The organism is Kushneria phosphatilytica (assembly GCF_008247605.1).
GTDB lineage: Bacteria > Pseudomonadota > Gammaproteobacteria > Pseudomonadales > Halomonadaceae > Kushneria > Kushneria phosphatilytica.
The window spans coordinates 455,601-469,993 of the sequence record NZ_CP043420.1 but is presented as its reverse complement, the minus strand read 5'-3'; the positions used below and the strand labels follow the sequence as shown (position 1 = coordinate 469,993).

Annotated in this window: 12 protein-coding genes; 5 read left to right on the top strand and 7 right to left on the bottom strand. The window is 60.1% G+C overall.

Annotated elements, in window-relative coordinates; all coding sequences use genetic code 11:
- The first annotated feature begins 5 nt into the window (after positions 1-5).
- Positions 6-950, top strand: coding sequence for an N-acetylglucosamine kinase (locus FY550_RS02050; RefSeq protein WP_070981248.1), 945 nt, complete (start codon positions 6-8; stop codon positions 948-950).
- 31 nt (positions 951-981) lie between these two features.
- Complete coding sequence (locus tag FY550_RS02045; RefSeq protein ID WP_070981246.1) at positions 982-1,893, top strand: DMT family transporter; 912 nt, start codon at positions 982-984, stop codon at positions 1,891-1,893.
- Positions 1,894-1,975: 82 nt separating this feature from the next.
- Here the strand turns inward: FY550_RS02045 and FY550_RS17000 are convergent, their stop codons facing one another.
- The 4 genes from FY550_RS17000 to FY550_RS02025 all read right to left on the bottom strand — a co-directional run bounded on the left by FY550_RS17000 (position 1,976) and on the right by FY550_RS02025 (position 8,436).
- Positions 1,976-3,988 carry a methyl-accepting chemotaxis protein gene (locus FY550_RS17000; RefSeq protein WP_168201477.1) on the bottom strand — a complete coding sequence of 671 codons (2,013 nt, stop codon included), beginning with the start codon at positions 3,986-3,988 and terminating at the stop codon, positions 1,976-1,978.
- Between the two features lie 111 nt (positions 3,989-4,099).
- Entirely contained in the window at positions 4,100-5,686 is a 1,587-nt protein-coding gene (locus FY550_RS02035) for a glycoside hydrolase family 43 protein (RefSeq protein ID WP_070981244.1), read from the bottom strand.
- A gap of 32 nt (positions 5,687-5,718) precedes the next feature.
- Positions 5,719-7,080 (bottom strand): MFS transporter, encoded by a 1,362-nt coding sequence (locus FY550_RS02030; protein ID WP_070981242.1) that lies wholly within the window; start codon positions 7,078-7,080, stop codon positions 5,719-5,721.
- 471 nt (positions 7,081-7,551) lie between these two features.
- Positions 7,552-8,436: a LysR family transcriptional regulator gene (locus FY550_RS02025; protein ID WP_070981240.1), complete on the bottom strand. Its 885-nt coding sequence runs from the start codon at positions 8,434-8,436 to the stop codon at positions 7,552-7,554.
- Between the two features lie 431 nt (positions 8,437-8,867).
- Between FY550_RS02025 and FY550_RS02020 the strand changes: the two genes are divergently transcribed.
- Positions 8,868-10,166, top strand: a complete 1,299-nt coding sequence (locus FY550_RS02020; RefSeq protein WP_149054322.1) for an MFS transporter — start codon at positions 8,868-8,870, stop codon at positions 10,164-10,166.
- Positions 10,167-10,363: 197 nt separating this feature from the next.
- A complete protein-coding gene (locus tag FY550_RS02015; protein WP_139148762.1) occupies positions 10,364-11,536 on the top strand; it encodes an MFS transporter in 1,173 nt (390 codons plus the stop codon).
- Positions 11,537-11,570: 34 nt separating this feature from the next.
- On the opposite strand, the gene FY550_RS02010 is transcribed toward FY550_RS02015, so the two are convergent.
- Entirely contained in the window at positions 11,571-12,248 is a 678-nt protein-coding gene (locus FY550_RS02010; protein ID WP_070981235.1) for an RES family NAD+ phosphorylase, read from the bottom strand.
- Positions 12,245-12,646: an antitoxin Xre-like helix-turn-helix domain-containing protein gene (locus FY550_RS02005; RefSeq protein WP_070981232.1), complete on the bottom strand. Its 402-nt coding sequence runs from the start codon at positions 12,644-12,646 to the stop codon at positions 12,245-12,247. The genes FY550_RS02010 and FY550_RS02005 overlap by 4 nt, the downstream gene beginning before the upstream one ends.
- 233 nt (positions 12,647-12,879) lie before the next feature.
- Here FY550_RS02005 and FY550_RS02000 point away from each other — a divergent pair, with 233 nt between their 5' ends.
- Positions 12,880-13,266: an ester cyclase gene (locus tag FY550_RS02000; RefSeq protein ID WP_070981229.1), complete on the top strand. Its 387-nt coding sequence runs from the start codon at positions 12,880-12,882 to the stop codon at positions 13,264-13,266.
- Here the strand turns inward: FY550_RS02000 and FY550_RS01995 are convergent.
- Positions 13,257-14,285: a LysR family transcriptional regulator gene (locus tag FY550_RS01995; protein ID WP_084388304.1), complete on the bottom strand. Its 1,029-nt coding sequence runs from the start codon at positions 14,283-14,285 to the stop codon at positions 13,257-13,259. The two genes, FY550_RS02000 and FY550_RS01995, sit on opposite strands and share 10 nt — an antisense overlap.
- Positions 14,286-14,393 lie beyond the last annotated feature (108 nt).

Sequence of the window (14,393 nt, the reverse complement as noted above, 5' to 3'; positions counted from 1 at the left end):
TGACCATGTTTCTTGGCGTTGATGGCGGCGGGACGAGGACGTCCTTCTGTCTGCTGGATGACACCGGTCGGGTCGTTGCCACCCATCAGACCGGCACCTGTTATTACCTGTCGATCGGCCTGGAGGAGGCCCACCGCGTCCTGCAGGAAGGCGTCAGGCAGGTCTGTAAAGAGGCCGGCATCGCACCGGATGAGATTTCTCATGCCTTCTTCGGTCTGCCCGCCTATGGCGAGGGCTCTTCGGTGCTGCCCACGCTGGACGACATGCCCCACGACATTCTCGGGCATCGTCGCTATCAGTGCGGTAACGACATGATCTGCGGCTGGGCTGGCTCACTGGGTGGCAGCGATGGCATCAACGTCATCGCGGGCACCGGCTCGATGACCTATGGCGAGCGACAGGGCGCAGGGACGCGCTGTGGCGGATGGGGCGAGATATTCGGCGATGAGGGCTCGGCCTACTGGATCGGCTGTCGTGGCCTCAATGCCTTTACCCGCATGAGTGATGGCCGTCTGGCAAGGGGGCCGCTGTATCAACTGTTTCAGCAGCACTTTGCACTGTCCAGTGACCTCGATCTGATCGATCTGGTGCTCAATGAGTGGCAGGCCGATCGCACCCGCATTGCCGAACTGGCACTGACAGTCATCGAAGCAGCCCGCCAGCAGGACCCTCAGGCACTGAAAATTCTCAGGGACGCTGCCGAAGAGCTGGCAATACTGGTTGAAACCACCTGCCGTCAGCTCGGTTTCAAAACCTCGGAGCAGGTCCCCGTCTCCTACTCCGGCGGCCTCTTTCGGGAAGCGATGTTTCTCGACACCTTCACGCACACCCTGTCACGTCTTGGCGTGTATCACGAACTGCGCAATCCGCTTCATTCACCGGCCATCGGCGCCGCGCTCTATGCCGCCAGACTCGCAGGCGTCTCTCTCGAAGTAACAACGACAAGCTGAATCCAACAGCCATCTACCACCGGAGATACCGATGAACAATAAAAGCTGGATCTTCTACACGTTTATGCTGGTACTTTTCTGGGGGGTCTGGGGGGCATTTTCGGGGCTTCCAACAGAAAAGTACGGTTATCCCGATCAGATGGTCTATATCATCTGGGCCATCACCATGCTGATTCCCTGCTATTTCTCGCTGAAACGGGAAAGCTTTGATCGTCGAGGCATTGCCGCACTCTACGGACTTGCCATCGGTCTGACTGGTGCCGGCGGGCAGCTGCTGCTCTTCAAGGCGCTGGCCATCGGCCCTCCCTATCTGATCTTTCCGGTCATTTCGATTTCTCCGGCCATTACCGTGCTGATGGCATACTTCATCCTGCGCGAACGCATTACGCCGATTGGCGGTGTGGGCATCGCAGCAGCACTGATCGCCATCATCATGTTCTCGCTGCCCAGTGATGGTGCCGATCAGGTCAACTATGGGCCGTGGCTGCTGCTGGCCATCATCATCTGCCTCTGTTGGGGCGTTCAGGCCTTTCTGATGAAGCGGGCATCGCTGGCCGGTGTCAACGACGGGACTACCTTTGCCTGGATGACGATCAGCGGGCTGCTGTTGATCCCGGTGGCGTTCTGGATGATGTCCGGCAGCGGCTTCAATTACCCCTGGCAGGCACCGGCCCTCACTCTTGTGACGCAAGTACTCAATGCCGTAGGCGCACTGTTTCTGGTGATGGCGCTCAGCCGTGGCCGAGCCGTGATTGTTGCGCCCTGCACCAATGCGCTGGCGCCGGTACTGACCATTATCCTGTCACTGACCTTCTATGGGGTACTGCCGTCACTGTTCAGCACCATCGGCATCATCCTGGCCCTGACCGGTTCGACCCTCATGGTCTACAGCGAGGAAAAGGAGCCGGTCGAAACTCTCCCACCTACGGCTGCCGGCGAATAAGATCACGGCTACCGCCACCACTACCAAAACGACGAACCCTGCCATGCGGCAGGGTTCGAAGCAGTCCTGGTGAGGCAGCAGATCAGGCCGGCAGCGCCACCCCGCCGTGTGAATGAAGCGATTCGTCAGTTGCCTCATCATGACCGGGCGTTGATGACTGCTGAAACCGTGTCATCAGCTCTTCAAGTGTACGGGCCTGCTCTTCGAGCGCCGTGGCTGCACTGGCGACCTGCTCGACCAGCGAAGCATTCTGCTGGGTCACCCCATCCATCTCGGTGACGGCCTGGTTGATATCGCCGATTCCGGAGGCCTGTTGTTTCGAGGCCACCGCAATCTCGTTGATCAGCCCGGTAACCCGCTGAACGGAGCCGACCAGCCGCGTCATGACCTCACCCGCCTCCCGCGCCTGGCGCGATCCTTCTTCGACACGGCCCAGCGATTCATTGATCAGCGCGCTGATCTCGCTGGCGGAGTTCGAGCTGCGCGAGGCCAGATTACGCACCTCCGATGCCACCACCGCAAAGCCACGCCCCTGTTCACCGGCCCGCGCCGCCTCGACCGAGGCATTCAGCGCCAGCAGGTTGGTCTGAAAGGCGATGCTGTCGATCATCTCGACGATTTCCGACATCCGGCGCGAACTGCCGCTGATCTCTTCCATCGAGCTGATGACCCGGTTGACCTGCTCGCCGCCCTGCTCGGCAATACCTGACGCTTCACTGGCCAGCTGGCTGGCCTGACGCGCGCTATCGGCGTTGTGACCGATCGTGGCAGACATCTCTTCCATCGCCGAAGCCGTCTCTTCTAGCGACGCCGCCTGGGATTCGGTACGGCGAGACAGATCGATATTGCCCGCCGAGATTTCACGGGTACGCCCCGCGATGGTATCGGAGATCTCGCTGACCTCGGCAAACAGATGATTGAGCTTGCCGGCGTAACGGTTAACGGCACTGCGCAGAGCGCCAATCTCGTCATGACGACTGATCGACAGCGCTTCACCATTGGCCCCTCCTTCTCCGAGACGATCGATCTGCTGCGTCGTCTCGTTGATCTGTCGCAACAACAGTCGACTGCCCCACCACGCCAGGATCAGCAGGAGCGCAACCACCGGCAGGATGAACAGCAGCAGATCGCGGGTCATGGTACTGGCCAGACTGGTGATGCGATTAAGAGGGGTCACCAGACCAATGGTCCAGCCGGTATCCGCCATTTTGAAAAGACTCACCGAAGCGGGTCCCTCAAGACGTGCATCCCGGATTTCGACCGGGGTATTGCTGCCCATGCCGCTCGCGACCGGTGCCAGCCAATCCATTTTGGCGCTCAGGTCGGTGAACGACTGCATCCCCTGGCTCTGATCCACGCCGGGGAAATACATCACATTGCCTTCCCGATCCAGAGCGAAGGCGTAACCGCCGGTGGCATCGCCATTGGCCGCAAGCAATGACGCCAGGCCACCCAACCGAATATCCAGGGTTGCCACACCGGCAAACTGACCCTGCCGCTGCCAGGGTACGCTACAGGTCACCATCGACTCACCGGTCACCGGGTCCTGATAGGCGGCGGACCAGACACACTGACCAGCCGGTGCATTGCGCGCCTCGGTATACCAGCTCTCCTGCTGATAGCCGGTGCCGCCGGGAGCGTTGTACTCATCCGAGTATTGAAGCTTGCCATCGCTGCCCCGCCCCCAGAAAAAGCTGCGACGCTCAACGCCGGGCGTAAAGGCATTCGGTTCGGGCCAGATTCCGCCACCGGCGATGGCGGCGTCCCCATTGGCATCAATGAGTGACGGCAAAGTGGTCGCAAACATCGTCGCATCCAGCGGCAGCGTTTCGGCCAGATTGGCCAGGCTGGCCGTAATGCCCTCATAGCTGGCCATCTGGGCGCTCAGCCCGTTCACAATGGATTGCCCGGATTCCTGAACCAGTGTCGAACTGGCCTCGATCAGGCGGGGTTTGGCGCGCAGCGTCATGACACCATAAATGGAGACTGCGATCAGCAGCATCAGGACAATACCGCCGAGCGTCAGACGCTTCGAGATAGTCAGCGATGGAAGGTGCATGGCAAGTAAACCCGAATTGTTATATTCGAGTGCCATATCGGCCCTTCGCCGAGAGGACTTGACGCCGACCATCGGCTAAAAAGAGGGCAAAAATGGACTCAGGGGCTGATGAATCCCCTGCGCCCTTGCTGTGCCATCACCTGTTTTTCATGAATCCTGGACGGCTTCCCGTGGACGATAATCGAACCAGGCAAAATCCGCCCATCGCCCCTGTCCGCCGAGATCCTGGACACATACGCCCACAAACGTGCCTGTAAAACGGATGTAGTCCGCATCATCGTCAGAGAGGTGGCGAATATCGTGCTCGCTGCCAATGGCCTGCCAGGCGCCGTTTTCCACCGCGAAGTAAAACTGCAACCGTTCCCTGTCGATGGATGCCTTCAGGCAGGTCGGCGTTGCCGGTAGAGCCACTTCACGCGTCAGGGGCTCATCATACCGGCCATGGCGTGACTCAATGATGCCCAGGCACTTTCCGAGCGTTTCATGGTGCGTGACACGCAGGTAGACGTAATCGGCCGTATCGTAATAGACGATCAATCCGGCCATCTGCTGAAAGTGTTCGGGCGAGAAATCCAGCTCGGTGGCCACATCGACATGAAAGCCCTCCAGGCGTCTGGCCAGCAGACTCTGCCGATGCGTCGACTGCATCGATTCGCCCCCCTTGAGCCGCAGAAAGCCCGGACGTTCCGACAGGGAGAGCCAGTCTTGCGTAAAGGGTCTTCTGAGTGAATTCCAGTATGGCTGCAAACCAGTGCTGGAGAAATCGTCACGGAGAGGCTCCGGCGGGAACGAATAAGAGGGCAGATTCGGCGCTGCCACGCTCCAGGCGGGAGCAGGCCCCCCTTCGACGCGCAACCAGCCTGCCTCGTTCCAGTAGCACTTCTGCAGCGCCGTTTCGCGCCCCAGAATGCACTTTCCATCCACCACCGGGCGGGCACACAGGTGCGCCATATACCAGTCACCCTGCTGCGTTTCGACCAGGCTGGCATGCCCCGCCTTCTGCAGGCAGGATTGATCCGTCTGATCGGATGTCAGGATCGGATTGTCGGGGTCGACTTCATAGGGGCCGAACAGTGACATTGAACGTGCCACTGTAACCGCGTGGTTGTAGCCGGTGCCGCCCTCTGCCGTCACCAGGTAATAGTAGCCATCGCGTTGATAGAGATGAGGGGCTTCCGTGACCCCCAGGCGAGTGCCCCGAAATATGTTATGTACCGGTCCGGTCAGGCACTGTCTATCCGGGTCATAGCGCTGCAGGGCAATGCCGGCAAAGGAATTTTGGCCCTTGCGGAAATCCCAGATCATGTTCAAAAGCCACTTCGAGCCATCCTCATCATGAAACAGGGAGGGATCGAAGCCGCTGCTGTTCAGGTAAACGGGGTCCGACCAGGGGCCCTCGATATGTTCGGCAGTCACCAGATAATTATGGGTGTCCTTGAAAGCACCCTGCCGGCTTTTGACATCGGTATAGATCAGATAAAACCGGCCATCGGCGTAGCTCAAACAGGGCGCCCAGACCCCACCCGAATCGATATTGCCCACCATGTCGAGCTGCGAGACTCGAGTCAGGGGATGCGTCAGCAATCGCCAGTGCACCAGATCCCGGGAATGATGGATCTGTACGCCAGGGAACCATTCGAAGGTAGAGACCGCAATATAGTAATCGTCCCCCACCCGCAGGATCGAAGGATCGGGATGGTAACCGGGCAGTACAGGATTGGTAATAACCGTCATGGAGATCTCCCTTGCCTGATCGGAACCTGTCATCAGGCTTTTGCCCTGAGACTCTCGATGATCTTCGGATAGCGCTTGTCCAGATCGTAGAAAAGCATCAGCAAGATGATGAGTACGCAAATGGCCAGCGGCAGATGGATAAACAGCGCCTGAATGGAAAACAGTGCCGCATCGGTCTGCGCACCTCCGCCACTGGCATAACCACCGAAGGCCAGTATCCAGCCGATCAGTGCCGTCCCGAGCCCGCTTCCCACCTTGATGCCCATGCTGCCGCCGCTATAGACCATGCCTTCATTACGGATACCGGTCTTCCATTCACCGTATTCGACGGTATCGCCCAGCATGGCAAACATGCTGCCATTGATAGGCGCCTTGCCAATCCCGCGAATGATTGTGCCGGCAATAATGAGCGGGACGCTGGTGAGATCGATCAGCATGATGAGATAGCCGAAAATGGTAATCAGCTCGCCGACAATAATCGCATTGCGCTTGCCAAAGCGTTTGGTAATCGGTGCAACGACAACCATGCCCAACAGAATGAAAGCGATATAGGCCGTCGTGACGATGCCCACCAGCCAGGTACTGTCCAGAATATATTTGGCGTAATAGACCACGGCCCCCGAATTGAGCCCATTGAAGATATAGGTCAGCAGGATGAACAGGGTCGCCAGTGCCCAGTACCGGTTTTTACACAATGTCAGCAGGCTTTCCCGGAGCGACACTTTCGTATCCCGCCTTGCCTGATCGGCCGGTTTGACGCGCTCTCTGGTGGTTTTGAAGGTAAAGATGAAAAGCGCTGTCCCCACCGTGCCAAAAATCATGAAGGTCACGATCCAGCCAGCCTGTCCACCACCAAAGAGGGTCGCGACAGGCAGCGTCAGATTACTGACCAGCAGGACACCGGCAAGGGCCAGGCTCATGCGAAACACATTCAGCAATGAGCGTTGATACTGATCCTGGGTAATGAGCGAATTCATCGTGCCATAAGGGACATTAAGCCCGGTATACACCAGGCAGACGATGTTGTAGGTGATGGCGATATATACGATCTGCCAGAAGGGGGCGATATCCGGTACCGCGAACAGCAGTACCGCCGAGACAGCAAACGGCACCGACAGCCACAAAAGCCAGGGTCTGGCCTTGCCATGTCGGGAGGTGGTCTTGTCGATGACGTACCCCATGGCGATATCCGAGACCCCATCGAAGACACGCGAAAAAAGCATGATCGAGCCGATAACGCCCGCCGCAATACCTATGACATCGGTGTAGTAGTAGACAATGAAAATACTCATGGCCTGCCAGATAAAATTGCAGGCCAGATCACCGCAGCCATAGCCAATCTTCTCGGTCAGGCTGATTTTTTCACCCACTACTCCAGAAGTGTCAGTTGACATCACATCCGTTTGTGAACCGATAGCCATGCATTGCCCCGATTAAATGAGTTGAGAAATTCGCCTCGAATCCTCCGACCTGGCACTTTTCATATTAAAGGCGTCATGATGCATTTTTTCCGATTAGATCCCCCTGATCACAGCGAGGTGCTTCACTGCTGAAGTCTGAAATCAGGATTAATAAAAATGTTGTCATCATGGCGCCATTGGACATATTGAAACTCTGGAATCGGTGGGTTAGTCAGAAGATCTTATTAATCTGAATCTATTACCTGATCACCAGGATGCCATTGAACATTAGTCAAATCGACTACAAATCGGCTGCTTCCAGGGCCGAGTCATTCCGTCATATCCATTATCGGAATAGAGTGGGCAATACATGCAAAAAGCCCCGCCTGAGCGGGGCCAAAAGATCTTGTAGACAGTCACGCGCACGGGCATGCTGCCGGAATACCACATTGGCCCTCAGGCCGATTATGAAAGCGCCATCTCCGCACGCTGAAAACGACCACCAAGCTCTTCGGTGATCTCCTCGACCAGCGCTCGCACGACCCCCGCATGACCATTGCGTCCCTGGCGAATGACATAAGCGATGGTGGGTGGTGGTGCAAATTCATCGGTGATGATGGTCATGTCCGGTGTCAAGTGACACCGGTTGAGCAGTGACACACCCAGCCCGGCATGCACGGCCGAGACCACGCCGGCTGTGCTGGCACAGGTCATCACGGTGGTAAATCCGGGTAGCTGCGACTGGCCGAACGACATGGCCCATCGACGATAAAAGCAGTTGTCATCAAAGGCCACAAACGGCAACGGCCGAGTGGTATCGAGCTCCAGATCCGGCGCTTTTACCCAGTACAGCGGTTCGGTCGAGAGCACGATATCGGTTGTGCGCTGGCAGTGCTCGAACAGCTGTATCACGCCCAGATCGAGCTCATCCCGATCGATCTGTTCCTCGAGGGTCAGACTCTGGGCCACGCTGGCATGTACCGAGACCTCGGCATGACGCCGGGTAAATCGGCCAAGAATGCGCGAGAGTCCGCTGCCGGTCATGTCCTCGGTCACCCCCAGCCGAATTCGGCCACTCAGGGAGGTACGTCCCAGGCTGGTCACGGCCTCGTCGTGCAGGACAACAATGCGGCGGGCGTACCGCAACAGGCGCTCTCCTTCCGGAGTGAATCGATCCCCTCCCACCTGCCTGGTCAGCAGCGCGCACGCCAGGCTCTCTTCCAGGCGCCGAATCTTGTGCGAGACTGCCGACTGCGAGAGCGCCAGGTGAGCCGCCGCGCGTGTAATCCCGCCATGATCGGCAATGGCACACAGCGCCTGCAACGCGCCCATCTCCAGCCGTGCCCCCATATCGCCCCCATATGACAAATATCGATTGCAACACTCAAACAATGCATTTGTGTCATTGACCAGCTTACCGCACGCTACGCCAGAGTTCAGCCATGGAGCAGCCTCTCATGCCCTACCCTGCCAGCGATCACGTCCTGATGGATGGCCAGCGCATCGCCCACGGCGTGTCAACGGACTGTCCTGGCTTTGAACCCAAATCGACAGCATCTCGCGGTGCGACGCCTTGACCCGTCTCCTGCCAGAGCGGTACCCCGCACCAGAAATGGTACGGCAGGCCTTCGGCCGCGCTCCCATTCGCTGTCAGGCGAGGATCGAATGGCGGTCATGACGGCCAGGACGGTGGCCCACCCACGATCAGTCGCCCCACCGGGGTGGGTCTGGCTGGACGCCGAACGGACCGACGTCAATGACTCTTGCTGCAGGGAGGCGCCATGAGATCCCTTTCAAGTACCCGGTTCGCGATCTTTGGTGCCGCCCTGATTGCCATCAGCTACGGCCTCGCGCGCTTCGCGTTCGGCCTTTTCGTGCCCCAGATCCGCACCGCGCTGGATCTTTCGCCCTATGTCATCGGCATCATCGGCGCGCTGCCGCTGATCAGTTTCCTGTTCGCCACGGCGATCGCGCCGCTCGCCACCGATTACCTGGGTGCCCGCTACGCGGCGGTGCTGTCCGGCGCCTTCGGCGTCGGTGGCCTGGGACTGATCAGCCAGGCCCCCAACGCCTGGCTGCTCGGCGCCGGGGTGTTCGCGTGCGGCATCTGCACCGGCCTGATGATGCCGGCACTCACGGCGGCCATGCAGGCGCTGGTGAAGCGCTCGATGCACGGTCGCGTCAGTTCGGTGATGAACGCGGGGACCAGTATCGGCGTGATCGTCGCCGTGCCCACCGTACTGTTTTTGGCCGATGCCTGGCGCCTCGCCTATCTGTCGTTCACCGTGCTGGCCGTCCTCGGCGTGATCGGCGCCTGGTTCATCCTGCCCTCGGTCGCGCGGATCGTGCCGGCCAACGCCGCCCCGCCGGCCCCGCTCCGCGAACTGCCCTGGTCGCGTCTGTGCCGGCTCACCCTGTTTGCCTACGTGATGGGCTTCGTGTCCTCCGCCTACTGGATCTTCGCCCCCGACCTAGTGGCCAACCTCGGCAAGCTCTCGCCCGCCACCACCGGGTGGCTCTGGCTGGCGGTGGGCGTCGCCGGCCTCGGCGGTGCCGTGGTCGCCGATCTGGCCGATCGCAACAACCCGCCCATCACCCAGGCCCTGATGCTGATGATGCTGGCCGCGAGCCTCGCCCTGCTCGCAGCGAGTCCGAGCCAGCCGCTGCTGGCGACGTTTTCTGCGCTGGTCTTCGGCCTGGCCTACATGAGCCTGACGGGGCTCTATCTGATGACCGGCATCCGCTTGTTGCCGGGCCGACTGTCGGTGGGGCCCGTGCTGCCCTTCATGGCGGTATCGCTCGGGCAGGCGACCGGCTCGCCGGTCGTCGGCGGGCTGGTGAATGCCTTCGGCTATGCCGATGCCTTTGCGATGTTCGCCGCGTTAGGCATCCTGGTGTCCATTCTGTCCCCCTTCTATCCGGGCGCCATCGCCCAGAGCGACGATGAGGAAGCCGAGGAAGAAGCCAGGGAGGAGACCGGCCTTCAGGCGGCCTACGACAGCCAGCTCCAGAACAGCGAGGGAGAACCGCTGGAAGACCCCGCCGCGGACGAGGCGAAAACGCCAACGGCGCACTCATAAGGACAGCGTAAAGGCTGTCCGGCATCGAGTCAGAAGCCATTCACCGCGGTTGATACGCAGGCGGCGGACTTCAGGTTTCAACCTCTTCCGGGCCGGGTAGCGACTACCCTATCGGAAGAGAACATTGGCCCGGCAGCAGGGTTATGGAGTGACCCTGCTGCCGGGCCACGCATCGTCAACGAAAATGGAATTTCATCGTGTCCAGAGCCATGTACATTGCCGCAGGCGGAGCGCTGGCGACCGCCGTTTCCTTCGGACCGGCCAGAATCGGTTTCGGCCTCTTTCTGCCCCAGTTTCGCGAAACCTTCGAGCTTACGACCCGACAATCGGGGTTTATCGCGAGCAGCGCCTTTGGCGGCTTTCTGATCGCACTGGTACTGGCAGGTTATCTGTCGGCGCGCTTCGGGCCGCGACTGCCGGTGGTGCTGGGATCACTGGCGGCCCTGGCCGGCATGAGCATCGTCGCCCTGGCGGGTAACACGCTCATGCTGGCCATCGGCATCGTGCTGGCAGCCACCAGCGCCGGCTGTTGCTGGTCACCGTTCAATAATGCCGCCGAACGCGGCATTGCCGATGACCGCAAGAATCGCGCCCTGTCCATCATCAGCACCGGCACCACCGGCGGCATTGCCGGTGCCGGACTGCTGGCGCTGGGCGTGGCCTGGTTCAATCAGGAGTGGCGCCTGGCCTGGTGGCTGTTTGCCCTGCTCGCGCTGCTGTCGAGCCTTGGTAACTTCCGGGCATTGGCCCGGCTGCCGGACACGCCCAACAATGAACCGGTCAGGCTGACCACCCAGCTACGGCGGCTCTGCCAGCTCCGGGCGTTGCCGCTCTACGCCATCGCCCTCTCCTTCGGCATTTCAAGCGGCATCTATCTCTCGTTTACCGTCGACCATGTGATGCGTGCCGGTGGCCTGCCGGGACTGGCGGCCGAGCTTTCCGGTCCGATCATGTACATCGCCATGGGTATCGGAGGTGTCGCCGGGCTCGCCACGGCAGAGATTCATAGCCGTATCGGCATGACAGCCCTGGTGCGCACGCTCTTCGTGCTTTCGGCAATCTCATTGCTCGCGGCCGGGCTGGCGCCTACCAGCTGGCCCCTGTTGATCCTCTCCGCGTTGTTGCAGGGCAGTTGCATCATGACCCTCAGCGCCATCTTTTCATTCTGGAGTGATCGACTCTTCCCGGAACTGGCCGCAGTCAGTTTTACCGCCGTACTGGTCATTTATGCGCTGGGTAACATCATCGGCCCGGCGGCGGCCGGAAGTGTGGCTGCCACGCTGGGCATGAACATCACTTTTGCCATCACGGCGGGTCTGTCACTACTCACGGCGGTGCTGTTTCGGGAGCGCATCGGACGGACGACCTGAAGCGGCGCCCTGATGGAAGAATCATGGACAGGGTTTAATCGACCAGCCTCAACTCAAGCACATGACGGATACACTCGCCATCCCACTCATAACCGAGATGGCGGCCCTGGCGAGTGGCGGAGAGTACCGGCGGGCGCAGCACGGCGGCACACTCGCCCTCGGGGTCCCGCACGCTGGGATAGACAATGCCATCCGAGCCGAAATCCCGCGCCTGACGACCAAAGGCTCGGGCAGCGCTCCAGTCATCGGGATCGAGCAGGGCTTGCGCCTCGGACTGATGGCGCAGATCGTGCAGATTGCCCTGTAGATCGGAGAGATAGACGCGCTGCTGCAGCTGCATGGGCGGCTCGGCGGAATCGCGCATGAACCGCTCGGCGTGATAGCGCGTCTCGGCAATGGCCGTGGCTTCAGTGAGGGCGCAGTAATAGACCCCGAAGGTGCCATCGCTGAAGCGCGATCCCTGCTCGCTGAAATAGCAGAACGCCGCCATGACCGGCGTCCAGCCGGGGCCGAAGCGGCGATCCGCCTCGCGCACCAGATGAATGGCACCGGCCTCCTCCCGCAGTCGCGCGGAGGTTTCACCTTCCAGTTGATTCAGCAGCTCGAAATCATCGGGCTCGGCCACCCGCTCGAACAGATCGATGGGCGGAAATCGTGAAGGTACGACCCGATAGCTGGGGCGCCAGTTGACGGGCGTCAGTGGAAAGCTCATGCGTGACCGGCACCGCGCGACTCATCAAGATATTGCCGCACCACATAGAGATCGGAAACCAGTCCGCTGCGCAGCCGTGCCAGTGGCGCCTGCCCCGAAAAAAGCGGGTGGCGGTTTGGCCGACGCAACCAGCTATCGGCCGCATCGCTGCGTGGCAGCAGAATCTGTAGCGCCTTGTAGATCCCCAGAATCAGCGACATGCGCTCCATCTGGTTGCTATCCAGCCGCGCCCGCTCGGGCGACTGTTTCCACCGGCGCCAGGTCGCTTCCGGCACGCCAAGCAGCATGGCCGCCTCGCGCTCCTTCAACTGCCAGTCCCGCACGATATTGGGATAGGTGCGCATGGCCGCGGCACTCATCTCCTGTCGTCGGTCCTGTGACATCTGTGCGATGCTCATCAACACGCTCCGCCATATGGCTCTATATATCTATTATCCGCCATATGATCGATTCTGTCAGATTTATTTACATCATTCATGCTGAGGCCTGACAAAAGCCAGTCTCCGAGCCCAAACAAGGCGCCACAGTGATGATCGTCATGGACGCGGGCATCTTGTAAGCCCCGGTGTTATTTCTCTGGCCGCCCTGAAACAGGCCTATGCTTACCGAAAAGCGCGCAAGGAAGAGACCCATGAGCCGAGATGAGCTTGCCAGTCGCTATCGGAAATACATCGACTGTCTGAATGCGCAGGACTGGCATAATCTGGGGCAGTTCGTTCATGAGGACGTCGTGCACAACGGACGCCAGCTCGGGCTCTCCGGCTATCGCGAGATGCTGGAGCAGGATTTCATGGCCATCCCGGATCTGCATTTCGCCATCGAATTGCTGACATCAGACCCGCCCCACCTGGCCAGCCGGCTGATGTTTCACTGCACGCCAACAGGCACGTTTCTCGGCCTGCCCGTCAACGGCCGCCGGATCTCGTTTGCCGAGAACGTGTTCTACGAATTTCAGGATGCCCGCATCATTAGCGTGTGGTCGGTCCTCGACAAGGCCGCCATCGAAGCTCAGTTGTGACGCAGTGCCAGTCTCTCGGGCGGCAAGGCGCCATTGATGACACCGTTCCGCTCTTCAACGTCAGCCACCTCGCTCGGCATCGCCTCGGCTTCGGGTAACTGCCAGTGCTCGGCACTGAAGCCGCTGTCGACCTGAATACGCTCGGCGACCAGGTCAACGAAGCTGCGCACCCGGGGCGAGATCAGCCGACCGCTGGGGAAGACAGCGTTGAATTCGGTTTCCGGGCCGGACCACCCTTTCAGCACTCGGCGTAGCTGCGCCTCTTCCGGCCCCCAGCAGGCCACGATTTCACTGGCGAGCATGAGCCCGTGCCCCTCGACCAGTAGCCGCCGCAGTACAAAGGGGTCGTTGGACACTGCGACCGGCTCGACCATGACTTCCTCCCGATGTGCACCGCTATGCAACTGCCAGAAGTAATGCTGGTGACGCCGGTCCTGATGTCTTGCCAGTACCGGATGCCGGGAAAGCTCGGCGGGGGTTTGCGGCTCGCCATGGCGGGCGAGGTAACGCTCGCTGGCATAAATGAACGAGCGATAGCGGGCCAGAGGTCGGGCCACCAGGCTGGAATCCGGTAACGTCCCTACCCGTAGCGCGACATCGATTCGATGCGCCACCAGGTCCAGATGTTCGTTCGATAACAGCAGATCGACCCGCACTTCGGGATAGCGCTGGCGATAGTCATGGATCAGCGCCGAGGTAAAGTCCGTACACATCGTGAACGGCGCAGTGACCCGCAACCAGCCACGCGGGCTGCCTTCCAGCCGATGCACGGCGCTTTCCGCCTCGCTCAGCTGCCGGGTGATGCGATTGCAGTATTCGAAGTAGACGCTGCCGGCTTCAGTGAGACTGATGTGTCGCGTGGTGCGGTGTAGCAGACGTGCGCCCAGCCGCTGCTCCAGCCCCTGAATCTTGCGGCTCACCGTGGCCCGGGGGATGCCCAGAAACCGCGAGGCGGCAATAAAACTGCCCTGCTCCACTACCTGGGCAAAGATCAGGGCGTCATTGAGATCCTGGGTCATCGCATCATCCTCATCGAGCATGATCCCCGAAATGTCGCTGTGGCAACGACTGCACGGCGACTATCCCATCCATGGAACAGTATTTCCCTCCAAACCCGACTAATCAAG